At 73.6% G+C, this 21,846-nt stretch carries 18 protein-coding genes and 1 riboswitch; of the genes, 8 read left to right on the top strand and 10 right to left on the bottom strand.

Annotated elements, in window-relative coordinates:
• Positions 1 to 25: 25 nt before the first annotated feature.
• The 5 genes from K2F47_RS32595 to K2F47_RS32615 form a co-directional block, all read right to left on the bottom strand.
• Positions 26 to 559: a double zinc ribbon and FHA domain-containing protein gene (locus K2F47_RS32595; protein ID WP_242909876.1), complete on the bottom strand. Its 534-nt coding sequence runs from the start codon at positions 557 to 559 to the stop codon at positions 26 to 28.
• 312 nt (positions 560 to 871) lie between these two features.
• Entirely contained in the window at positions 872 to 1,636 is a 765-nt protein-coding gene (locus K2F47_RS32600) for a DUF881 domain-containing protein (RefSeq protein ID WP_242909879.1), read from the bottom strand.
• Positions 1,633 to 1,965 (bottom strand): small basic family protein, encoded by a 333-nt coding sequence (locus K2F47_RS32605; RefSeq protein ID WP_242909880.1) that lies wholly within the window; start codon positions 1,963 to 1,965, stop codon positions 1,633 to 1,635. Before K2F47_RS32605 ends, K2F47_RS32600 begins: the two co-directional genes overlap by 4 nt.
• A gap of 40 nt (positions 1,966 to 2,005) precedes the next feature.
• Positions 2,006 to 2,857 carry a DUF881 domain-containing protein gene (locus K2F47_RS32610; RefSeq protein ID WP_242909881.1) on the bottom strand — a complete coding sequence of 284 codons (852 nt, stop codon included), beginning with the start codon at positions 2,855 to 2,857 and terminating at the stop codon, positions 2,006 to 2,008.
• 284 nt (positions 2,858 to 3,141) lie between these two features.
• On the bottom strand, positions 3,142 to 3,786 hold the full coding sequence (locus K2F47_RS32615; protein ID WP_242909882.1) for a LysE family translocator: 645 nt from the start codon (positions 3,784 to 3,786) through the stop codon (positions 3,142 to 3,144).
• A gap of 90 nt (positions 3,787 to 3,876) precedes the next feature.
• Here K2F47_RS32615 and K2F47_RS32620 point away from each other — a divergent pair, with 90 nt between their 5' ends.
• The 3 genes from K2F47_RS32620 (at position 3,877) to K2F47_RS32630 (ending at position 8,590) form a co-directional block, all read left to right on the top strand.
• Entirely contained in the window at positions 3,877 to 5,217 is a 1,341-nt protein-coding gene (locus K2F47_RS32620) for an aminotransferase-like domain-containing protein (RefSeq protein WP_242909883.1), read from the top strand.
• 191 nt (positions 5,218 to 5,408) lie between these two features.
• Complete coding sequence (locus K2F47_RS32625) at positions 5,409 to 7,073, top strand: ABC transporter ATP-binding protein/permease (protein ID WP_242909884.1); 1,665 nt, start codon at positions 5,409 to 5,411, stop codon at positions 7,071 to 7,073.
• A 95-nt stretch (positions 7,074 to 7,168) separates the two neighbouring features.
• Complete coding sequence (locus K2F47_RS32630; RefSeq protein ID WP_242909885.1) at positions 7,169 to 8,590, top strand: aminotransferase class V-fold PLP-dependent enzyme; 1,422 nt, start codon at positions 7,169 to 7,171, stop codon at positions 8,588 to 8,590.
• Positions 8,591 to 8,660: 70 nt separating this feature from the next.
• Here K2F47_RS32630 and K2F47_RS32635 read toward each other — a convergent pair whose 3' ends face one another.
• Both K2F47_RS32635 and K2F47_RS32640 read right to left on the bottom strand, forming a co-directional pair.
• Positions 8,661 to 11,159, bottom strand: coding sequence for a mannose-1-phosphate guanyltransferase (locus K2F47_RS32635; protein WP_242909886.1), 2,499 nt, complete (start codon positions 11,157 to 11,159; stop codon positions 8,661 to 8,663).
• The gene (locus K2F47_RS32640) at positions 11,156 to 11,815 is read right to left on the bottom strand and encodes a CDP-alcohol phosphatidyltransferase family protein (protein ID WP_242910255.1); all 660 of its coding nucleotides are present in this window, start codon (positions 11,813 to 11,815) and stop codon (positions 11,156 to 11,158) included. The genes K2F47_RS32635 and K2F47_RS32640 overlap by 4 nt, the downstream gene beginning before the upstream one ends.
• 131 nt (positions 11,816 to 11,946) lie before the next feature.
• Between K2F47_RS32640 and K2F47_RS32645 the strand changes: the two genes are divergently transcribed.
• Positions 11,947 to 12,498 carry an NUDIX hydrolase gene (locus K2F47_RS32645; RefSeq protein WP_242909887.1) on the top strand — a complete coding sequence of 184 codons (552 nt, stop codon included), beginning with the start codon at positions 11,947 to 11,949 and terminating at the stop codon, positions 12,496 to 12,498.
• Here the strand turns inward: K2F47_RS32645 and K2F47_RS32650 are convergent.
• Positions 12,478 to 13,662: a sensor histidine kinase gene (locus tag K2F47_RS32650; RefSeq protein ID WP_242910256.1), complete on the bottom strand. Its 1,185-nt coding sequence runs from the start codon at positions 13,660 to 13,662 to the stop codon at positions 12,478 to 12,480. The genes K2F47_RS32645 and K2F47_RS32650 overlap by 21 nt on opposite strands.
• An 83-nt stretch (positions 13,663 to 13,745) precedes the next feature.
• On the bottom strand, positions 13,746 to 15,041 hold the full coding sequence (locus K2F47_RS32655) for a sialidase family protein (protein ID WP_242909888.1): 1,296 nt from the start codon (positions 15,039 to 15,041) through the stop codon (positions 13,746 to 13,748).
• A 230-nt stretch (positions 15,042 to 15,271) separates the two neighbouring features.
• A riboswitch (TPP riboswitch) is annotated at positions 15,272 to 15,383 on the top strand.
• On the opposite strand from K2F47_RS32655, the gene thiC reads away from it, so the two are divergent.
• Positions 15,380 to 17,113 (top strand): phosphomethylpyrimidine synthase ThiC, encoded by a 1,734-nt coding sequence (gene thiC / locus K2F47_RS32660; protein ID WP_242909889.1) that lies wholly within the window; start codon positions 15,380 to 15,382, stop codon positions 17,111 to 17,113. Its footprint overlaps the riboswitch before it by 4 nt.
• A gap of 103 nt (positions 17,114 to 17,216) precedes the next feature.
• Here the strand turns inward: thiC and K2F47_RS32665 are convergent, their stop codons facing one another.
• Positions 17,217 to 18,041 carry a phosphatase PAP2 family protein gene (locus K2F47_RS32665; RefSeq protein ID WP_242909890.1) on the bottom strand — a complete coding sequence of 275 codons (825 nt, stop codon included), beginning with the start codon at positions 18,039 to 18,041 and terminating at the stop codon, positions 17,217 to 17,219.
• Between the two features lie 149 nt (positions 18,042 to 18,190).
• On the opposite strand from K2F47_RS32665, the gene K2F47_RS32670 reads away from it, so the two are divergent.
• From K2F47_RS32670 to K2F47_RS32680, 3 genes are all read left to right on the top strand, one after another.
• On the top strand, positions 18,191 to 19,408 hold the full coding sequence (locus K2F47_RS32670) for a DegT/DnrJ/EryC1/StrS family aminotransferase (RefSeq protein ID WP_242909891.1): 1,218 nt from the start codon (positions 18,191 to 18,193) through the stop codon (positions 19,406 to 19,408).
• The gene (locus tag K2F47_RS32675) at positions 19,405 to 20,592 is read left to right on the top strand and encodes a Gfo/Idh/MocA family protein (protein WP_242909892.1); all 1,188 of its coding nucleotides are present in this window, start codon (positions 19,405 to 19,407) and stop codon (positions 20,590 to 20,592) included. The genes K2F47_RS32670 and K2F47_RS32675 overlap by 4 nt, the downstream gene beginning before the upstream one ends.
• Before the next feature lie 90 nt (positions 20,593 to 20,682).
• The gene (locus K2F47_RS32680) at positions 20,683 to 21,597 is read left to right on the top strand and encodes a DMT family transporter (protein WP_242909893.1); all 915 of its coding nucleotides are present in this window, start codon (positions 20,683 to 20,685) and stop codon (positions 21,595 to 21,597) included.
• The last annotated feature ends 249 nt before the right edge of the window (positions 21,598 to 21,846 follow it).

The raw sequence follows: 21,846 nt of genomic DNA on the forward strand, positions 1-21,846 counted from the left end.
GCTGGTGCTCCGCTCCGGGTCCCGGTCAGCCGTGCTGCGGGTTCGTCAGGAAGACCAGCCGGAACTTGCCGATCTGCACCTCGTCGCCGCCCGTCAGGCCGGCCTGGTCGATCCGCTGGCGGTTGACGTAGGTGCCGTTGAGGCTGCCCACGTCGCGGACGGAGAAAACGCCGCCCTGGCGGGCGAACTCGGCGTGCCGCCGGGACACGGTGACGTCGTCCAGGAAGATGTCGCTCTCGGGGTGGCGGCCGGCGGACGTCTGGTCCTTGTCGAGCAGGAAGCGGCTGCCGGCGTTCGGGCCGCGCTTGACCACGAGCAGGGCCGTCCCCGGGGGCAGCGCCTCCACGGTCATCTGCTCGGGGCCGACCGGCTCCTCGCCCTGGTCGGTGTCGAGGGCCTCGAACCCGCCGATGGAGATCGTCGAGGTCGACTCGCCCGGCGACTCCCGGGGAGGCAGCGGCGACGGCGCGCTCCGGGTCAGCGGAGTGCCGCAGTTCGAGCAGAAGCGGGCATCATCCGGGTTGGCGTGACCGCACTGCGTGCAGTAGACGCTCGGCATCGATCGGCTCGGCCTCCTACCATCGGCGTGCCGCCCGCGGACGCCCCGCTGCCGCGGGTACCGCCTGCGCCACGCGCATCCATCAACCAACCCACGCCGGGGACCCGTCCCCCGACCACGGTCCAACTCACCGCCCGCACGCGGCAGTCGCCGCAACTTACGCGGGTATCACCCGAGGGGTCAACTGGAGCGGTGAGCCCGGCTGCCCCAAAGCTACCTTCGCCGATGATCGCCGGTCTACGCCGCCGCGCGGACGGCCGCCGATCACGACGCCTGAGCAGGACCCCCGGTTTACCGCTTCCCCCGTCTCCCTCACGGAGACCGTATCGCGCGAACGGCGATCCTCGCGCGCGGGGTGATCGACACGGCGGCTCCGGCCCCCTGGAGCGTCTTCACGACACCGCCGGGAATGTTGAGCGCGGTGGCCATGGTGTGGGGGTCGCCGATCGCGAGGAACCGGTACGGCGCCACCAGCAGCCTGCCGTCGACCTGGACGCCGTCCTGCTCGTCCAGGAAGTAGGTGCCGACCCCGGCGCGGACCTCGTTGATCTGGACGACCTCGGCACCCGCGTCCCGCAGCTCCTGCAACGCGTCCAGGAGGTGGAGGGCCCGCACGCCGTGCCTCCGGTCGTCGATCGCGACCTCCACGCCCGGGCCCTCGGCCGGGAGGGTGCCCGCCAGAAGCCCGTAGGTGGTCGCCCGCTTGCGCGCCTCCTCCAGCGCCGTCTCCCCCTGGGCGTCGCGTTCGAGGCCGGCCTTGGTCTCCTCCAGGTCGCGGAGGTCCCCCCTCAGCCGTTCGGAGCGCTGGCCCAGGTCGGACAGGATGCCGACCAGCTCGTCCTGCCGCGCCGTGGCGAACGTGGTGTCGCGCTTGTTCGCCTGCACCTGGGCCACCACCGCGAACCCCAGCACCAGGCACAGCAGCCCGCCGGCGAGCTGCCCCCAGGACGCGCGGGGGCGCAGCAGCTCCAGCACCCCGCCGATCCCCGCGGGGGCCTGCGGGGGCGGGGACGATGGCGTTTCTGGCCCTTCGGTCGTCGTGTCGTCGTCGGGCGGGTCCTCGCCTGGTGCGGTCATGCGCCGAACAGCTTCCGCCTGATGGCCGCGGCGTTGGAGAAGATGCGGATGCCGAGGACGACCACGACGCCGGTGGACAGCTGCGAGCCGACGCCGAGCTGGTCCCCGAGGAAGACGATCAGCGCGGCGATGACGGTGTTGCTGACGAACGAGACGACGAACACCTTCTCGTCGAAGATCCCCTCCAGCCGGGCCCGGACGCCGCCGAACATCGCGTCGAGCGCCGCCACGATCGCGATCGGCAGGTAGGGCTGCAACCAGAGCGGGACGGTCGGCTCGAAGACGAAGCCGAGCGCCACCCCGATCGCCAGGCCGATCAGCGCGATCACTCCCGGCTCACCCCTCCCCCGTTCGTTCCCCCGCCCGCCCTCATCGGCCCTCCCGGAGGGTGGCGTAGCGCAGCTGGAGCCCGGCCGCCGCGGGCAGGCGCACCTCGTCGGAGCGGCGCGTCGCGTAGCCGATCCGGTAGCGCTCCTGGAGCTGCCGGAGCCGCCGGTCGGCCGCCGCTCCCTCGAAGCCCTCCCGCAGGCTCCCCGGGTCGCCCAGGGCCGTCACCTCGTAGGGGGCGCGGAGCGGGCGGTAGTCGACGAGGATCGCCTCGCCCGCCGTCCGGATCGCCGTGACCGGCGTGACCCGCTGGCCGTTGATCCCGATCGCCCTGGCGCCGGCCGCCCAGAGGCCGTTCACCGCGACCTGGATGTCCTGATCATAGACCCGCCCGTCGTCGGACCCGGGCCCGCCGCCGGACGGCGCCCCGTCGCGCGGCGCGTCGTCGAGGGTGACGACCAGCCCGGAACCCGCCGCCGGCGCGGCGGCGGCCGCCGTCCGCGCCTCGGCCAGCTGCCGGCGCGCGCGGCGGCCGGCGTCGCTGCGCGCCAGCGCGGCGGCCCGGCGGCGCTCGGTCTCGTCCCGCAGCCGGTCCAGGCGCCGTTGCAGGCCGTCGGTCTCGCCGGTGCGGGCGTGGATCTCGTCGATGAGCCGCGCGCGCTGCTCGGCCGCCACGGGCTCGCTCCGGCGCACCTCGGCCCCGGCCACGGCCAGGAGCACCCCCACGAGCACCAGGACGAGCAGGACGCCGCCGCCCCGGAACCGGCTCCGCCGCAGGCCGCCATCTCCGCCTTCCCCGTCTTCCCCCTCTTCCCTTGCGGCCCGCCGGGCCGCCGCCTCCGCGTATCCGGGGTCGAGCAGCTTTCCGGAGAACAGGTCCAGGAGCAGCGACATGGAGGCGTCCGGGCGCGCCCAACCCCCTGGCTTGGAGGAACTCGCGGACGGGCTGTCCTTCGCGCCCGTCGGCTCATTGCTCTGAGGTCCGTGCGGGCTCCGGCCGTCGGGCACGGGCGTTCCCAGCTGCCCGGACGCTGGTTTACGGTCGCCCGGTTCAGGGGGTTCCGGGGTGCCGTGGCGTGCGATCACGAGCCCATCATGGCAAGAGCCGGTGCGTCGTCCGCACAAGCGACCCTCCACCGCCCGCCGTGCCGTCCGTGAATGGCGGTCCGCGGGCGGGGTCAGGCCACGGCGGCGCGGGAGCGGTCGAGGCCCATGCGGAGGGCGAGGCCGGCCAGGACGGAGCCCATGAGGTAGCGCTGGACGCGGTGCCAGCCGGGGCGGCGGGTGAGGAACGCGGCGATGCTCCCCGCCCCGAGGACGATGAGGACGTTCACGGTGACGGCGACCAGGACCTGGGTGACGCCGAGCATGAGGCTTTGCAGGGCGACGTGGCCGCGGCCGGGGTCGACGAACTGCGGCAGCAGGGACACGTACACGACGGCGATCTTCGGGTTCAGCAGGTTGGTCACGAGGCCCATCGTGAAGAGGCGGCGCGGCGGGTCGGCGGGCAGTTCGCTCGGCGCGAGGACGGGTCCGCCGCCCGGGCGGACCGCCTGCCACGCCAGCCACAGCAGGTAGAGCGCGCCGCCCAGCTTGATCGCCGTGTAGAGGGGCGGGACCAGGGCGAAGACGGTGGTGAGACCGGCGGTGGCGGCGAGCACGTAGACCAGGAAGCCCGCCGCGACGCCGCCGAGGGAGATCAGGCCCGCGCGCCTGCCCTGCGTCACCGACCGCGACACCAGGTAGACCATGTTGGGGCCGGGGCTGAGGACGATCCCGAGGGCGACGAGGGCCATGCCGGCCAGGGCGGCGAGCGAGATCATTGCACTTCCTTCACTGGGTTGTCCCGATGCTAGAACTCGGAACACATTCAGTGCAATAATTACTTTGCTCTCGGTGCAATTGGGGAATGCATGGATGATTATCGCGGGGTGGCGGACGCGGTGGCCGCCGACATCAAGGCGGGGCGGCTGCGTCCCGGCGAGCGGCTCCCGCCGCAGCGCGCCTTCGCCCGCGCCCAGGGCATCGCCAACTCCACGGCGAGCCGCGTCTACCAGGAGCTCGCGCGGCGAGGCCTGGTGACCGGCGAGGTGGGGCGCGGAACGTTCGTCCGCGCGGCGGACCGCGCGTCCTCCCCCGCGCTGGCCGAGCCTGCGGACGCGCGCGTCAACCTTGAGCTCAACTACCCGGTGGTGCCCGAGCAGGGCGCGCTGCTCGCGTCCGGCATAGAACGGCTCCTGCGCCCGGACGCGCTGGACGCCGCGCTCGGTCCCGTCGGCGTGGGCGGCACCGCGGACGCGCGCGAGGCCGTGGCGGCGCTGCTGTCCACGCCGGGCTGGAGACCGGCGCCGCCTGACATCGTGTTCGCGGGGAACGGGCGCCAAGCGCTCGCGGGAACGGTGGCCGCGCTGGTGCCGCCCGGCGGGCGGCTGGGCGTCGAGGCGCTGACCTACCCGGTGATCAAGGGCATCGCGGCCAGGCTGGGCGTGACGCTCGTCCCGCTCCCGATGGACGAGCACGGCCTGCGCCCCGACGCGCTCGCCGACGCGCACCGGCGCGCGCGGCTCGCGGCCGTCTACGTCCAGCCGACCTTGCAGAACCCCTACGGGACGACGATGCCGTGGGAACGGCGCGCCGCGCTCGCCGCCGCGCTCGCGCGCCTCGACCTGCACGCGATCGAGGACCGTGTGTGGTCGTTCGTCGCCGCGGACGGCCCGGCGCCCCTGGCCTCCCTCGCGGCGCGGCGCACGGTGGTCGTCGACAGCCTCTCCAAGCGGCTCGCGCCGGGGCTCACCCTCGGCTTCGCGGCCGCTCCCCCGGCGCTCGCCGGGCGCGTCGCCTCCGCGCTGCGGTCGGGCGCCTGGGCGCCCGCACGGTTCGCGCTGGACGCGGCGGCCGGCTGGATCGCCGCCGGGGCGGTCGAGGCCGTCGGCGCGGCCAAGCGCGCCGACGCCGCGTCCCGCCAGCGGATCGCGGCCGAGTGCCTCGCGGGCGCCGCCGTCCGGTCCGATCCGTCCTCGTACTTCTGCTGGTGGGACCTCCCGTCCCCCTGGCGCGCGGACACCTTCGTGGCCGCCGCGGGGCGGCGCGGCATCGCCGTGACCCCCGCCGCCGCGTTCGTCGTCGGAACGACCGGGGCCCCGCGCGCGGTCCGCGTCGGCCTCGCCTCGCCGCCCCCCGAGGCCCTCGCCCGCGCGCTCACGGTCCTGGCCGAGATCGCGGCGGGCACGCCCGAGGACGCGGAGATCGACTGAGCGGTACGGCAGGCGGGCGGCCCGGCCGCTCCGGCCTCTCGACGCCCACCGCATGCCCGCTGAGCTGGGATTTCTGCGTTTGGTCGACGACGTGCCACGAGGTTGTCCACAGGTCGGCGGTTGGCTGGACTTCGGGGAACCGGTCGTCCATCGTTCTTGGAGAGGGGGGAGATCGCGGTGGGGGGAACGGGATGATCGAGGTCTGCGGGGTCGGGCAGCGGGTCGGCGGGGGCCGCCGCACGCTGCGGGACGTGTCGCTGACGATCGCGAGCGGGGAACTCGTCGCGATCATCGGCGGCAGCGGGGCGGGCAAGACGACGCTGCTGGACGCCATCGCGGGCGTGCGGCCGCCGGCGGAGGGCGAGGTCCGCCACGACGGCGGCGGCGGGGGCGCGCTCGGCTACGTCCCGCAGGACGACATCGTCCACAAGGAGATGCCGCTGCGGCGGACCCTGCGCTACGCGGCGGGGCTGCGCCTGCCCTCGGGCACCTCCCCGCAGGCCGCCGAGAAGGCCGTGGACGAGGTCCTGGAGGCACTGGCCCTCACCGAGCACGCGGGGCAGCGGGTCGGGGCGCTCAGCGGCGGGGAGCGCAAGCGGGCGAGCATCGCGGTCGAGCTTTTAACCCGTCCGGGCGTCTTCTACCTGGACGAGCCGACCTCGGGCCTCGACCCCGCCACCGCCGCCGACCTGATGCGCCTGCTGCGCGGCCTCGCCGACTCCGGGACGACCGTCGTCGTCACCACGCACCACCCGCCGGACGTCGCGGTGTGCGACCGCGTGGCCGTCCTCGCGCCGGACGGGCGGCTCGCCTTCTACGGCTCTCCCGACGAGGCCAGGCGGAGCTTCCAGGCCGACGGCATCGAGGACATCTACTCGCGCCTGGCCGGTCAGGAGGCGCCCCGCGACTGGGCCGGGCGCTTCGACGCCCCGGGCCGCGCCGCAGGTCCGGGGATCGGCGCGCTCGCCCAGTGGGCGCTGCTCACCCGGCGCAACCTCGACCTGCTGACCCGCAACCGGCTCACGTTGGCCGTGCTGGCGGGCTCGCCGCTCATGGTGCTGGCGATGTTCGCCGTCCTGTTCCGCCCCGGGGCGTTCGCCCCCGCCTCCCCCAGCCCCGGCGCGGGCGTGATGATCCTTTTCTGGATCGCGTTCGGTGGCTTCTTCTTCGGGTTGACCTACGGCCTCCTGCAAATATGCACCGAGCTTCCCGTTCTCAGACGCGAACGCCTCACCGGCCGACCACGACACGGCGGCCCGGCCCGCGGAACGCGGAACGGCAGCCGGGCCCACGGAACGCGGAACGGCGGATTGCGCGTCGGCGCGTATGTGCTGGCGAAGGTCGCCGTGCTGCTGCCGCTGCTGGCCGTGGTGGACGCGCTGATGCTCGGCGTCCTGCGCACCCTCGACCGGCTGCCGCCGATGGGTGGGCGGACGTTCGGGTCGCTGTTCGTCACGCTGCTCCTCTGCTCGCTCGCCGCGCTGGCGCTCGGCCTGCTCGTGTCGGCGGCGGTCACCGATCCCGCCCAGGCGACGATGGCGCTTCCCATGCTCTGCTTCCCCCAGGTGCTGTTCGTGGGGGCGATCCTGCCGGTACCGGTGATGGCGGCGCCGGGGCGGTGGCTGAGCCACGCCATGTCGAACCGGTGGGCGTTCGAGGGCCTCGGGCACAGCCTCGGGGTGGAGCGGCTCTGGGGATCGGGGCGGTCCCCGCTCGGCCCGCCCCTGCTCGCCTCCTACGGCGACTCCTTCTCGCGTCCGGTGGTCGTCGACTGGGCGCTGCTGGCGGGGTTCGCGGCGCTGTTCCTCGCGGCCGCCTGCCTCGTCCTCTCGCGCAGGGCACCGAATGCTCAATGATCGACCAAGAAAGGGCACTCTGCCCCCTTGCATAACGCCTTTCCTTTTTGGAGCGTCCTTTTAGGGTGTGCGGCTTATAGAGTCGGGGGTAGACGATGTCTGATTTCCAGGTCGACGCCACGCCGACACTCCACCCCGGGTACACCGCGACTCGGCGACTCGACGAGCTCCGCGCCGCCGAGTACGGACAGCTGGACAGGTGCGGCCAGGTCTACCTCGACTACACCGGCTCGGGCGTGGCGGCCGAGGCGCAGCTCCGCGCGCACTTCGAGCGGCTCTCCGGGCACTGCTTCGGCAACCCGCATTCGGAGAGCCCGACGTCGAGCGCGGCCACCACGCTCGTGGAGGAGGCGCGCGAGGCGATCCTCCGGTTCTTCAACGCCTCCCCGGACGAGTACGCGGTGATCTTCACGGCGAACGCCACCGGGGCGTGCCGCCTGGTCGGCGAGGCGTATCCGTTCCGGCGCGGCACGCGCCTCGTCCTGACGGGCGACAACCACAACTCGGTGAACGGGATCCGGGAGTTCGCGAGGGCGCGCGGCGCGCAGGTCGCCGCCCTGCCGGTGCGCAAGCCGGATCTGCGCGTCCCCGGGGAGGAGGTCCGCGCCGCCCTCGGGCGTCGCCGGGGCCTGTTCGTGTTCCCCGCCCAGAGCAACTTCACCGGCGTCCAGCACCCGCTGCGCTGGATCGAGCTCGCGCACGCGCGCGGCTACGACGTGCTGCTGGACGCGGCGGCCTTCGTCCCCACCAACCGCCTGGACCTCTCCAGCGTGCACCCCGACTTCGTCCCCGTGAGCTGGTACAAGGTGTTCGGCTACCCGACCGGCGTCGGCGCGCTGGTCGCCCGGCGCCCGGCGCTGGCCCGGCTGCGGCGGCCCTGGTTCGCGGGCGGGACGATCCAGGCCGTGAGCGCCCTCGGCGGCTGGCACGTCATGGCCGGCGACGAGACCGCCTTCGAGGACGGCACCCTCAACTTCCTGTCCATCCCCGACGTGGAGTTCGGCGTCCGCTGGATCGAGGGCATCGGCATCGACCTGGTCCACCGGCGCGTCCGGTACCTGACGTCCTGGCTGCTGCGCCGCCTCGCGGCCCTGCGGCACCCCGACGGCTCGCCCATGACCGTCCTGTACGGCCCGGACGGCACCGACCGCCGCGGCGGCACGGTCGCCTTCAACGTCCTCGACCGCCGGGGCCGGATCGTGGACGAGCGGATCATCGCCCGCGACACCGCCGCCGCGGGCATCTCCGTCCGCACGGGCTGCTTCTGCAACCCGGGCGCCGGCGAGGGCGCCTTCGGCGTGTCCGACCGGGTCCTGCGCGGCTTCGGCGGCCCCGGCGGGCGCTCGCTGGAGGACTACCTCGGCCGCCTCGGCCTCCCGAGCGGCGGCGCCGTCCGCGCCTCCCTCGGCCTGGTCTCGAACGCCGCCGACGTCGACCGCCTCGTCACCTTCCTGGAGACCGCCTACAGCGGCCGCGCCCCCGACCCCACGAACCTGAAACCCCGCGAACGCTGCTGACCCCCGGCGGCCGGCATCCCGGCCCCTGCTTGCTGGGGGCCTCTGCCGCGGCGGTTGGGGAGGGTGCGGGTCAGGTGCCTGCCCGGTCCACCACGGCCGCCCACTGGTCGAGCAGGTCCTGGGCCGAGTCGGGGTCCGGGCCCTCGGCCCACAGGTGGGTGACGGCCTCGGCGGGGTCGGGGAGCACCAGGACCCAGCGGCCGTCGTCCTCGACGACCCGGACGCCGTCGGTGGTGTCGACCGTGCGGCCTCCGGCGGCCTCGACCACGTGGCGCATCACGCCGCCCTTGGCCGCCCACGGGGTGGGGACGGACCGCCGCAGCAGGTGGGCCTCGGGGATGCGGCGGTCGATGCGGGAGAGCGTCAGCCGGGTCCTGGCGACGAGGCCGACGAGGCGGATGAACGCGGCGATGCCGTCCACGGTGCCGCTGAACTCGGGCATGAGGAAGCCGCCCCGGCCGTCGCCCGCGAAGATCACGTCGGGCTGGGCGGCGGCCCGGGTGAGGACGTCCTGGGAGGTGGACGTCCACTCCACCTGGACGCCGTGGAACCGGCAGACCCGCTCGGCGACCCGGGTGGTGGTCACCGGGAGCGCGACGCGCCCGGTGCGGCGCTCGGCGGCGACGAGGTCGAGCATGACGAGCAGGGCCCGGTCGTCGCCGACGAGCGCGCCGTTCTCGTCCACGAGCGAGATCCGCTCCCCCACCGGGTCGAAGCGGACGCCGAACGCGGCGCGGGAGGAGGAGACCAGGCCGCCGAGGCGCTCCAGGTCGCGCATCCGCTCGGCGAGCGTCTCGGTGGGGTTGGCCTCGTCCAGGCCGTTGTTGCGGGTGAGGACCTCGACGCCGAGCTTGCCGAGCAGGTTCGGCAGGACGAGCGAGGCGGTGCCGCCCGCGCAGTCCAGGACGATCTTCAGCCCCGCCTCGCGGACGCCGCTGATGTCGACGCGGCGCAGCAGGTCGCGGGTGTAGGTCTCGACGACGCGGGGCGGGTAGGTCAGCTCGGCGATCTCGCCGGGGAACGCGCGGCGGTACTCCTGGCGGCCGAACACGCGCTCCAGCCGCCGCCGCGCCGCCTGGGACAGGTCGGCTCCGCCGGAGTCGAGGAAGAGGATGTCGACGCCCTGCGGGTCGCCGAGGGTGGTGCGGATGTAGATGCCGCCGGCGCAGTCGGCGCGGCCGGTCTCGAACCGCGCGACGGTGAGCGGGGTGACCTCCAGGTCCAGGACGTCGATCGCGCCGGCCGTCAACGCGCTGATCACGGCGCGTTTGAGGGTGCGGGCGGCGCGGGAGACGTCGCGTCCGGCGACGACCGCGGCGCCCTTCTTGAGCGTCGTCGCGTAGGCGCTGGCGAGGCGCACCGCGAGCTCCGGCGTGATCTCCACGTTGACCAGCCCGGACACGCCGCGCGGGCCGAACAGCGTGCGCTGGCCGCGCGACTCCCAGATCACGCTGGTGTTGACGACCGCGCCCGCCTCGATCGTCTTGAACGGGTAGACCTTGACGCCGCTGGAGACGTAGGCCTCGGCCTCGATGACGCACTCGTCGCCGACGACCGCGCCCTCCTCGACGCGGGCCCCGGCCATGATGTCGGTGTTCTTGCCGACGACGCAGCCGCGCAGGCTGGTGGACGGGGCGACGAACACGTTGTCGTGCACGATCGCGCGGTGCAGGAACGCGCCCTCCTTCACCACGACGTTGCTGCCGAGCACGGTGTACTCGCGTAACTCGACCCCGGCCTCGACCTTGGCGTAGTCGCCGATGTAGAGGGGGCCCTCCAGCACGGCCTCCGCGTCGACCTCGGCGCCCTCGGCGATCCGCACGCCGGGCGACACCTCGAAGCCGCCGAGGTCGATGCCGACCCGTCCGGACAGCATGTCGGCGTGCGCCCGGACGTAGCTCTCGTGGGTGCCGACGTCCTCCCAGTAGCAGTCGGCGACATAGCCGAACAGCGGCGCGCCGCCGGCGAGGAGCCGCGGGAACACATCATTCGACCAGTCGACGACCTCGCCCGGCGCGACGTGGTCGAGGACCTCCGGCTCCATGACGTAGACGCCGGTGTTGACGGTGTCGGAGAACACCTGGCCCCAGGTGGGCTTCTCCAGGAACCGCCGCACGCGGCCCGCGTCGTCCACGATGATGATCCCGAACTCCAGCGGGTTCGGGACGCGTTTGAGCCCGATGGTGACCAGCGCGCCGCTGCGCCGGTGGAAGCGCACCATGTCGGTCAGGTCGATGTCGGTCAGCGCGTCCCCGGAGATGACGAGGAACCGGTCGTCGCGCAGGGCCTCCCCGGCGTTCCGGACGCTGCCCGCGGTGCCGAGCGGGATCTCCTCGGTCGCGTAGCTCAGCGCCATGCCGAGCTCCTCGCCGTCGCCGAAGTAGTTGCGGATCAGCGCCGCGAGGAACTGGACGGTGACGACGGTCTCGGTGAAGCCGTGCCGCTTGAGCAGGCGCAGCACGTGTTCCATGATCGGCCGGTTGACGAGCGGGAGCAGCGGCTTGGGCTGGTTGGCGGTCATCGGACGCAGCCGCGTCCCCTCGCCTCCCGCCATCACGACGGCCTTCATCCGGAGTTCTGGCTCCTCTCCGAGCGGCGGGCAGCGGACCCCGCACCCGGGGGCGCGCCCTCGGCCGGCTCCTCCGCCGCGTCCGGCGGCGGGCCCGGCGGCGGGTCCGGGTCGGGGGCGGGATCGGGCGGCGAGGCGCGGCCGGCCAGCACCAGCTGCCGCGTCTGCGTCCAGTACAGGACGGCCGCCCACCAGTACAGGGCCGTCCCCCAGATGGCGAAGGACCATCCGACGACCTTCGCCGTGGTCCCCGCTCCGCCGTCGTGGTCGCCGAGCAGCAGCAGCGGGAACGCGTACAGCAGGCACAGCGTCGCCGCCTTGCCGGTGAAGTGGACCGGCAGCGTCCCCCCGTACCCGAGCCGCCGGACGATCGGCGCGATCGGCAGGATCGCGACCTCGCGGGCGACCAGCAGCACCACCAGCCAGAGCGGGATGATGTCGCGGATCGTCAGTCCGACGAGCGTCGCGAAGATGTAGAGCCGGTCGGCGGCCGGGTCGAGCACCATGCCGAGCTTGCTGGTCTGGTTGAGGACGCGCGCGAGCTTGCCGTCCAGCCAGTCCGAGAGGCCGGCGAACACCAGCAGGCCGAGCGCCCACCAGTCCGCCTCGATCAGGACGAGCCACAGGAACAGCGGGACGCCCACCAGCCGCGCCATGCTCAGGACGTTGGGCACCGTCCAGATCCGGTCCTGCCCGTCCACAGCATCCACCGCCGCGCTCGCCTCCCTGTGTCCCTTGATCCTGACCCTACCGGCAAGGGTTGGAAAGCCCCCGATAGCGTTCGGGCATGCTATGGACGGTGCACGGGGAGCGTTCGGTCTACGACAGCCCCTGGATGGACGTGCGGCTCGCCGACGTCGAACTGCCCGACGGGCGGCGCTTCGACCACCATCTCCTGCGGGTGCGCCCGGGCGCCGGGGTGGTCGCGGTGGACGGGGCGTCGCGCGCCCTGCTGATCTGGCGGCACCGCTTCATCACCGACCGCTGGGGCTGGGAGGTCCCGGGCGGGCGCGTCGAGGAGGGCGAGGACCCCGCCGACACGGCCGCGCGGGAGCTGACGGAGGAGACGGGCTACCGGGCGGGCCCGATGCGGCGCCTGCTGGAGGTTCCGGCGTCGCCGAGCGTGCACGACGGGGTCCACCACTTCTTCCACGCGGACGGCGCCGAACGGGTCGGCGAGCCCACCGACGTGGAGGCCGAGCGCATCGAGTGGGTTCCGCTGGCGGACGTCCCGGCGCTGGCCGCGCGCGGCGAGATCGGCTCCGCGGTCGCCCTCGGCGCGCTGCTCTACCTGCACACCCTCGCCGCGACCGGTGGGCTAGGGGCTGACCGGCTCTGAGTCACCGGCGGGCAGGACGGCGGTGACGACGAAGCCGCCGCCGTCCCCGGCGCCCGCGTCCAGCGTGCCGCCGATGCTGCGGGCCCGCTCGATCATGCCGAGCACCCCGAACCCCTCGGGCGTGCCCCCGGACGGCCCGCGCCCGTCGTCGGCGACGCGGACGACCAGCCCGCCCTCCTCGCGCGCCAGCCGGACCGTGACGGTGCTCGCGGCGGCGTGCTTGACGACGTTGGTCAGGGCCTCCTGGACGATCCGGTAGGCGGCGACGCCGACCTGCGGCGGCAGCGTCCCGATCTCCTCCTCGTGGAAGGCCACCCGCAGTCCCGTCCCGCGCGCGGCCTCCACGAGGCCGGCGATCGCGGCGACCCCCGGCAGGATCTCCGGCGGGCCCGCCTCGGTGCCCCGCAGGACCTGGAGGGTGCCGCGCAGCTCCGTCCGGGCGTCGCGGCAGGTGGCGGCGATGGAGGCGAGGGCGTCGCCCAGCTCGTCGCGGTCCAGCGGCCGCTCGCCGCGCACGAGGTGCGCCGCCGCGCCGGCCTGCACGCCGATGACCGTGATGCTGTGCGCGAGCAGGTCGTGCAGGTCGCGGGCGATCCGCAGGCGCTCCTCGGCGACCCGGCGGCGCGCCTCCTCCTCCCGCGTCCGCTCCGCGCGCTCGGCCCGCTCGGTGATCGCCGCGACCCGGGCCCGGTGGGAGCGCCACACCTGGACGGCGATCGCCACGGCGACGACCCCCTCGATCACCGCGATCTGCTCGCGGACGCTGCTGCCGCCCGCCCGCATCGCCATCCCGACGACGCACGTCAGGAGCAGGAACCCCGCGACGCTGAGCACGACCCGGACGCGCCGTCCGAGTACCGCGTACCCGAACATCGCGATCACTTCGGCGGGCACCAGCGCGTGGTGCTGGTACTGCATCAGGTGGTAGGGCAGCGCCAGGACGACCAGCGCCGCCAGCGCCGGCCCCGGGCGCCGCCGCAGCATCGCCAGCGGAAGATGGACGCCGGCCAGCAGGACAGCCCCGAGGGTGTCCAGCGGGCGCACCCCAGGCCACATCGCCGCCACGACGGCCGCGCAGGCCGCCAGCGTCGCCATCGCCGGCACCACCACCGGCGGCGCGCCCAGCGCCCGAACGCCCGTCCACACGCCCGGCCGACCCCGCATCACCACGCCCCCATCTTCCCCGACCACCGCGGCGCCCCGCACCCGCCCCTGGTCTGGGAGCGGGTGCGGGGGCGGGGTGCGGGTCAGCAGGTGCAGCCGTTGACCACCCACGGGATGTTGAACTTGCGGAACAGGATCGACCGGCTCGACGCCTTGTCGTCGGTGTTGAGGTTGCTCTCGACCAGGGCGCCCACCATGTTGTCGGCGGTCTTGGCCATGCTGGAGTAGCCGCCCTCGGCCCCGCCGTAGTACGGCGGCTTCGGGCCCTCGGAGAACGGGCGGCTCCGCTCCCAGGTGCGGGCGTTGTCGTAGCTCACGCGCACCCGCATCTTCTGGCGGGTCTCGGTGCTGGCGGAGTTGAGGAACAGGGTGCGGCGGGGGGCGTCCGGCTCGGTGTTGTTGTAGTGCAGCACCGACGCCTGGTTCTTCGGGTCGAGCAACTGGTCGTCCCAGGTGTAGGCGCCGAACTGGCCGGTGAGGCCGCCGCGGGCGACCCAGCGGCGCTTGTGCTGGTTCCAGGAGTTCCCGGTGGGCCGGTCGTTGCGGTAGAGGGACCCGTCGTCGAGCTGGGTGACGGTGGCCTCGCCGGTCTCCTCGCCGAGCTTCTGCACCTTCCACGTCCTGCCGTGGTCGGTGCTGTAGATGTTGCGGTGCTGGGCGGGGATCACGATCGTGCCGTTGTCCATGTAGAGGCCGGCGCCGGGGCCCATCGCGTCCCACGCCCAGGGCTTGCCGTCGGCCTTCTTCTCGGGCAGCAGCGTCCCGGTCATGTCGGTCGGCGCGGACTCGCCGTTCGCGCCGGTGAAGCTCTGCCCGTCGTCGGTGCTCTTCATGACGTAGACGCGGCGCTCGCCCCACTTGGTGATCGCGGTGGTGGGATCCCCCGTGTCGGGGTTGTCGCCGCCGCTCTGGCTCTTGTCGGCGGCGTTCCACGAAAGGAAGAGCCAGATGGTGCCGTTGGAGCGGTCGACGACCGGGGTCGGGTTGCCCCAGGTGCCCATGCCCGACCCGACGGCCTCCTTCAGCCCGGACCAGTCCTCCGGCCTCGCGCCGTTGCGCACGCCGCGCTTGTAGAGGAGGTTGATGTTCCCGTAGTCCTTGTTGCTCTTGGCCCTGCCTTCGGCGAACGCCAGCAGCGTGCCCGCGTTGGTCCGCACGATCGCCGGGATGCGGAAGGTGTGGTAGCTGACCCCGTTGAGGGACTCCTGGTTCGCGCCCCGGAAGAGCACGTCGACGGTGTGGTACTGGTCCCGGTCCTTGGCCGGGTCGTCGGTCGCGGAGGCGGGTGGGGCGAGCAGCGCGGTCCCGCCCACGGCCGCGGCGACCATCGCCGAGAGCGCGCCGAGGGTACGCGGACGAAGCGTCCTTGCTGTGTGCACGGTGTCTCCAACCTGACACGGGGGAGGTGCGTTCCTTGATCAACTTCACCGTAGGCAGCGAAGGTGAACGAAGATCAAACTCGGCGCCGCGCGGTGCCCGGCGCGAGGGGATCACGGCGCTCGCCCGGCCGGAGGCGGGGGCCGGCGGCGGGCCGCGCCGTCCCGCTGACAGGCCCTTATCCCACCGGCGGCGGTTGCGGCAACGGGGGTGCGGCGGGTTACGGTCGAGAACGACAGATCGCGGGGGCCCGGCGAACCGGGCTGAGATAGCGGCTGGGACGGCCGCTGACCGCTGGAACCTGACCGGGTAATGCCGGCGTAGGGAGAGATCGAGTCGTATGACCGAGACCGTGGTTTCCGCTGCCCGCAAGACCTACCTCCAGGGCTCGCGGCCCGACGTGCGCGCGCCGATGCGGGAGGTCCCGCTGACCGGCGGCGGGTCCGTCGTCCTGTACGACACGTCCGGGCCGTACACCGACCCGGCGCAGGCGACGGACGTCCGCCGGGGGCTGCCCGCCCTCCGGGACGCCTGGATCGCCGAGCGCGGCGACACCGTCGCCTACGACGGGCGGGCCGTCCGTCCCGAGGACGACGGGCGCCGCTCCGGCGACCCGCTGCGCGACCGCGCGGCGTTCCCGCCGAGACGGCCCCGGCGGGCTTCCGGAGGGGCGGTGACGCAGCGCGCCTACGCCCGGCGGGGCGAGGTGACGCCCGAGATGGAGTTCGTGGCGCTGCGCGAGGGCGTGGCGCCGGAGTTCGTCCGGGACGAGCTGGCCGCCGGGCGCGCGGTGCTGCCCGCCAACGTCAACCACCCCGAGATCGAGCCGATGATCATCGGCCGCAACTTCCTGGTGAAGGTGAACGCCAACATCGGGAACTCGGCCGTCGCCTCCTCCATCGAGGACGAGGTCGAGAAGATGACGTGGGCGACCCGCTGGGGCGCCGACACGATCATGGACCTGTCGACGGGACGCGACATCCACACCACGCGCGAGTGGATCCTGCGGAACTCGCCGGTCCCGGTCGGGACCGTCCCGCTCTACCAGGCGCTGGAGAAGGTCGGCGGCGACCCGGTGGAGCTGACGTTCGAGGTGTTCCGCGACACCGTGATCGAGCAGGCCGAGCAGGGCGTGGACTACATGACCGTCCACGCCGGGGTGCTGCTGCCGTACGTGCCGCTGACGGCGCGCCGCAAGACCGGGATCGTGTCGCGCGGCGGGTCGATCATGGCGGCGTGGTGCCTCGCGCACCACGAGGAGAACTTCCTGTACACCCGCTTCCGCGAGCTGTGCGAGATCTTCGCCGCCTACGACATCACCTGGTCGCTCGGGGACGGCCTGCGCCCCGGCTCGATCGCCGACGCCAACGACGAGGCGCAGTTCGCCGAGCTGCGCACGCAGGGCGAGCTGACCCGGATCGCCGCCGAGTACGACAACCAGGTGATGAACGAGGGCCCCGGGCACGTGCCGATGCACAAGATCAAGGAGAACGTCGACCTCCAGCGGGACTGGTGCGACGACGCGCCCTTCTACACGCTCGGGCCGCTGACCACCGACATCGCGCCCGGCTACGACCACATCACCTCCGCGATCGGCGCGGCGATGATCGGCTGGTACGGCACGGCGATGCTCTGCTACGTCACGCCGAAGGAGCACCTCGGGCTCCCCGACCGCGACGACGTCAAGGCGGGCGTGATCGCCTACAAGATCGCCGCGCACGCGGCCGACCTGGCGAAGGGCCATCCGGGCGCGCAGGCGTGGGACGACGCGCTCTCGGACGCGCGGTTCGACTTCCGCTGGGAGGACCAGTTCAACCTCTCGCTGGACCCGGACACCGCCCGCGCGTTCCATGACGAGACGCTCCCGGCCGCGCCCGCGAAGACCGCGCACTTCTGCTCGATGTGCGGGCCGCACTTCTGCTCGATGAAGATCACGCGGGACGTCCGCCGGTACGCCGACGAGCACGGGCTCGGCGAGGGCGAGGTGCTGTCGGCCGGCATGCGGGAGAAGGCGGAGGAGTTCCGCGCCGCCGGAGGCCGCGTCTACCTGCCGCTCTCCGCCGACGGCTCCTGACCGTCCGCCCGGGGCCCGCTGCCGCCGCATGTGCGCAGCGGGCCCCGGGCCACGCACGTCCGCAGCAGGCCCCGGGCCCACCGCTTGCAACCCCGACCGGTGCTCAACCCGATGCGGGGTGCTCCGCCCCCACGTCCGCCTGCCGCGAGTCGTCGGGTCTGTGCCGGTCGGGCCGGCGGCGCCACGGGCTGTCGCGGCGGAAGACCCACAGTCCGATGGCGAGGAGGATCAGGCCGATGATGCCGTCCAGCCAGTAGTGGTTGCCCGTCACCACGACGGTGTAGGTCATCAGCAGCGGGTGCGCCACGATGATCCAGCGCCACGGGGTGCGCGCGATCGTCACGACCGCGAGCGCGAACAGGAACGACCACCCGACGTGCATCGAGGGCATGGCGGCGTACTGGTTGAACAGCCCGTGGTTCTCGTACGAGCCGCCGTACACGGCGTGGCCGAAGACCTGCGCGGTGTCGGTCATCCCGAGGTCGGGGCGCATCCGCGGCGGCGCCAGCGGGTAGACGAAGTGCCCCACGAGTTCGAGGCCGGTGATGAGCACGATCACGCGGCGGAACCAGGGGAACCGGTCCGGGTGCCACAGCAGCAGCCAGATCGTGATGATCACGAAGTCGGTGAAGTGGACGTACTTGTAGTACAGGTCCGCCGCGCGGATGCCGGACTCGGAGTGCAGGGCCCACCGCTGGAGGGACGCCTCGCTGGGGATGTGCAGCCAGCGCTCGAGGTGCCAGACGTCGTCGGAGTTCGGGAACGCCCGCCCAATGCGCCGCCCGGCCAGCGCCCGGCCGAGGGTGTAGACCATCCAGAGCGCGGCGAGGATCAGGCCGTGCCGCAGGGCGTGACGCCAGGTCGTCCAGGAGCGCAGTGACGGGGCGGCCGGGCCGACCGGCGCGACCGCGTCGTCGTCGGACGTCATGGGAGCGATCCTACGTCCGGCCCGCGACACGCCGTCACCCCCGGCCCGACCCGGGTCATAGCATGCGCGCCCCAGGGCTGCCGCGCTTCCCCCTGAAAGATCAGTAAACTTTTATGGATCAACGTCATCCGAGGATGCGGAGGCGCTCCATGGCAGGTCCAGGGGCTTACGTATTCGGCGAAGAGGAAAGGCGCGAGGTCGAGGACGTCCTCAAGAGCGGGCACCTTTCCCGGTACGGTTCCGCCGACGACCCCGGCTTCACCCAGAAGGTACGCACCCTCGAACGCGAGTTCGCCGAGCACTGCGGCGTCGCGCACGCCGTCGCGACGAGCTCGGGGACCGGCGCCCTGCTGATCTCGCTGCTCGCCGCCGGCATCGGTCCGGGTGACGAGGTCCTGGTCCCGGGCTTCACCTACGTGGCGACGATGGGCGCCGTCGTGCACGCCCGCGCGGTGCCGGTCCTCGTCGAGGTGGACGAGTCGCTGACCATGGACCCGGAGGACCTGCGCCGCAAGATCACCCCGCGCACCCGGGCCGTGCTCGTCGTGCACATGCTGGGCAACCCGTGCGACATGCGCTCGATCCGCAAGATCGTCGAGGAGCACGACCTCGTGCTGATCGAGGACGCCTGCCAGGCCGGCGGCGGCCGCTACGAGGGCCGCGCGCTCGGCTCCTTCGGCGCCCTCGGCGCCTTCTCCTTCAACCGCTACAAGATGATGACGGCCGGTGACGCGGGCATCGTCGTCACCGACGACGAGCGGCTGTACGAGCGGGTCTTCGCCCTGCACGACCAGGGGCACATCCCCCTGCGCAGCGGCGGCAAGACGGCCGGGCACCCGCGCAGCCTGATCGGGCTGAACTTCAAGATGAACGAGCTGACGGGCGCGGTCGCGCTCGCCCAACTGCGCAAGGTGGACTGGATCGTGGCGACCCTGCGGGAGAAGAAGGCGGCCCTGCGCGCGCGCATCCCGGACCTGCCCGGCGTGCGCCCGCGGGTGCTCAACGACCCGGCCGGGGAATGCGGCTCGCTGCTGACGTACCTGTTCGACGACCCCGCGCGGGCCGAGGCGGTGGCGGAGCGCCTCGGCGTGCGCACGGTGGCCGAGTCCGGCTGGCACGTGTACGGGCTGATGGACCAGATCGTCGAGCACAAGACGCCCGTGCCCGGCTGGTCGGAGCCCGCCCGGTACGCCCAGCCCGGCGACCTGCCGCGCACCGACGACATCCTCGGCCGCGCCGTCAACATCAGCGTGGGGGTCGTCGACACCGGCATCGGCGCCGGGTTCGGCATCAACATCACCTCCTCGGACGCCGAGATCGCCTCGGTCGCCGAGCGGTTCACCGCCGCCTGCGCGGCGGTCGCATGAGCGCGCCCGACACCGCCCCGGCCGCGCCGGGGTCACGGCCCGCGCGGCTCGGCCTGATCGGGCACGGGAGGCTCGGCGCCGTCCACGCCCGGAACGTCGCCGCGTGCCCGGACGCCGAACTCGCCGCGGTGTGCGACACCGAGCCCGCCGCGCTCGCGGCCGCCGCCGCCGAGCACGACGTCCCCGTCACCACCGACCTCGACGCCTTCCTCGCCCTGCCGTTCGACGGCGTCGTCATCGCGTCGAGCACGCAGGCGCACGCCGGGCACATCCTGGCCGCCGCCCGCGCGGGCAAGGCGATCTTCGTGGAGAAGCCGGTCTGCCTCACCCTGCGGGACACCGACCAGGTGCTCCAGGAGGTCGTGGACGCGGGCGTGCCGTTCCAGATCGGCTTCCAGCGCCGCTGGGACTCCCGCTACCTGCACGCCAAGCGGATCATCGACTCCGGCGACATCGGCGAGCCCGTCCTGTTCAAGGCGCACGGACGCGACCCGAACGCGTCCAACCCGGCGAACTGGGGCCTGGACCGCAACGGCGGGCTGTTCCTCAACTGCGCGATCCACGACTTCGACGCGGCCCGCTTCCTCCTCGGACGCGAGGTGCGCGGCGTGACCGCGACCGGCGCGGCGCTGGTCCACAAGGGCCTGCGGGACAAGGGCGACATCGACACCTGCTCGACCACCCTCCACCTCGACGGCGACGCGATGGCGCTGACCGAGTGGAGCCGCTACGCCACCTACGGCTACGACATAGCGATGGAGGTCGTCGGCACCGAGGGCATGGTGCAGTTCGGGAGCGAGCGCGACCGGGCGGTGCTCGTCCGGCGGCCGGCGCGCGACGGGGCCTCGGTGTTCGAGATCTTCGGCGACGCCTACCGCGACTCCGTCGAGGCGTTCGCGGCGTCCCTCGTCAACGGGACACCGGCCTCGCCCGGGGTGGAGGACGCCCGGACGGCCCTGCACATCGCGCTCGCGGCCCGGCGCTCGTTCGAGACCGGGCGGAGCGTCCCGGTGGAGGCCCTTCCGCCGTTGACCCGCGGCGGCCTGGCGTGCCCGCCGGCGCGGCGCGGGATGCACCCGCCCGAAGTTCTGGCGCGTCGGCAAGACGGCCATGCCGGGAACGGCGCATATCCTCGGCCTGACGATGGGCGGACGGCCGTACCGCTGGCGGACGGTGGAGGATGAGGCACGTGCACGAAGCGGCGCCGTGACCGGGCGCGGCGAGGGAGCCGGGGGGCGGGGCGCCTCGGCCGCGGGGCCGGCGGGGCGGGCCCCGTGACCGGCCTGGGCGCCCTGATCGCGATCGCGTCCGGCGGCTGCTTCGCGCTCAGCGCCGCCCTGCAACACCGCGCGGCGCACCGGGAGGTCCGCCGGGACGCCGCCGCGCCCCGCACCCTCGACCCCCGGCTCCTGACGCGCCTGGTGCGCCGGCCGCTGTGGCTGGGCGGCCGCCTGGCCGCCGTCCTCGGCGTCGTCCTGCAAGCCCTCGCCCTGCGCGCCGCACCGCTGTCCCTCGTGCAGCCCCTGCTCATGATCGGCCTGGCCCTGTGCGTCGTGCTCGAACCGCGGCTCGGCGGCGACCGCGCCGACCGGCACACGCTCGGCGCCGCGCTGCTGGCCACGGCCGGCCTGACGGTCTTCATGATCGCCGCCGAGCCGGAGTCCGGCGACGGCGCGCCCACGGCGACCACGATGAGCGTCGTCGTGGGGGCCTGCGTACTGGCGATCCTCGGCTGCCTGGCCGCGGCCCGGCACAAGCGCGTGGCGGGCACCGCGCTCGGCGCCGCCACCGGCATCTCGTTCGGCCTCACCGCCGCGATGCTCAAGGCGGGCGCCGGGTCCTTCGGCGACCCGGTCGCCCTCGTGGCGGGCTGGACCCTCTACGCCTACCTCGCCTGCGCCGCCGTGGCCCTGCTGCTCAACCAGAACGCCTTCCTGACCGGCTCGCTCACCGCCCCGCTGACCGCCATCACCCTGAGCGAGCCGATCACGGCCCTGCTCATCGGCCTGACCGCCTTCCACGAGCACATCGACCTCACCGGCCCGCGGGCGGCGCTCATGCTGGCCGGCGCCGTCGCGATGGCCTCCGGCGTCCGCCGCCTCGCCGCCGCCCGCCCGACCCCGCCGCCCCCGGACACCGTCACCCCCGACCGGATAAAGATCCGCCCGATCTCCCTCCGCAAGCCGTAAGCCCCCCGCATCACACCGAACAGGGGGCCTCTTACGCGCTTCCGTCCGAATCGGGCGTCGGTAAAGCCTCGGGGGGACGCGGTTCGCGCGCGGGACGTGCGGTCGGGCCGGATCCACCGGTAGCCGGGGTGGACGCCGGGGGTGAGCCCCTGCTGCTCGGCGACGCGCCCGAGCATCGCGCGCAACTGCCGGTTGCCTACGTCGGCGCCAATCGCTCCACCCCGCACCCGGACGCCTCAGGCGCCGCAG

This window comes from Actinomadura terrae, assembly GCF_022751215.1.
Classification (GTDB): domain Bacteria; phylum Actinomycetota; class Actinomycetes; order Streptosporangiales; family Streptosporangiaceae; genus Spirillospora; species Spirillospora terrae.

Bases quoted from the DNA above. Each gene is read 5' to 3' on its own strand.
- K2F47_RS32615 (WP_242909882.1), bottom strand. From the start codon at position 3,786: ATGATCTCGCTCGCCGCCCTGGCCGGCATGGCCCTCGTCGCCCTCGGG.
- K2F47_RS32635 (WP_242909886.1), bottom strand. From the start codon at position 11,159: ATGAAGGCCGTCGTGATGGCGGGAGGCGAGGGGACGCGGCTGCGTCCG.
- K2F47_RS32650 (WP_242910256.1), bottom strand. From the start codon at position 13,662: ATGCGGGGTCGGCCGGGCGTGTGGACGGGCGTTCGGGCGCTGGGCGCG.
- K2F47_RS32645 (WP_242909887.1), top strand. From the start codon at position 11,947: ATGCTATGGACGGTGCACGGGGAGCGTTCGGTCTACGACAGCCCCTGG.
- K2F47_RS32595 (WP_242909876.1), bottom strand. From the start codon at position 559: ATGCCGAGCGTCTACTGCACGCAGTGCGGTCACGCCAACCCGGATGAT.
- K2F47_RS32600 (WP_242909879.1), bottom strand. From the start codon at position 1,636: ATGACCGCACCAGGCGAGGACCCGCCCGACGACGACACGACGACCGAA.
- K2F47_RS32620 (WP_242909883.1), top strand. From the start codon at position 3,877: ATGGATGATTATCGCGGGGTGGCGGACGCGGTGGCCGCCGACATCAAG.
- K2F47_RS32630 (WP_242909885.1), top strand. From the start codon at position 7,169: ATGTCTGATTTCCAGGTCGACGCCACGCCGACACTCCACCCCGGGTAC.
- K2F47_RS32665 (WP_242909890.1), bottom strand. From the start codon at position 18,041: ATGACGTCCGACGACGACGCGGTCGCGCCGGTCGGCCCGGCCGCCCCG.
- K2F47_RS32640 (WP_242910255.1), bottom strand. From the start codon at position 11,815: ATGGCGCGGCTGGTGGGCGTCCCGCTGTTCCTGTGGCTCGTCCTGATC.
- thiC (WP_242909889.1), top strand. From the start codon at position 15,380: ATGACCGAGACCGTGGTTTCCGCTGCCCGCAAGACCTACCTCCAGGGC.
- K2F47_RS32675 (WP_242909892.1), top strand. From the start codon at position 19,405: ATGAGCGCGCCCGACACCGCCCCGGCCGCGCCGGGGTCACGGCCCGCG.
- K2F47_RS32610 (WP_242909881.1), bottom strand. From the start codon at position 2,857: ATGTCGCTGCTCCTGGACCTGTTCTCCGGAAAGCTGCTCGACCCCGGA.
- K2F47_RS32625 (WP_242909884.1), top strand. From the start codon at position 5,409: ATGATCGAGGTCTGCGGGGTCGGGCAGCGGGTCGGCGGGGGCCGCCGC.
- K2F47_RS32670 (WP_242909891.1), top strand. From the start codon at position 18,191: ATGGCAGGTCCAGGGGCTTACGTATTCGGCGAAGAGGAAAGGCGCGAG.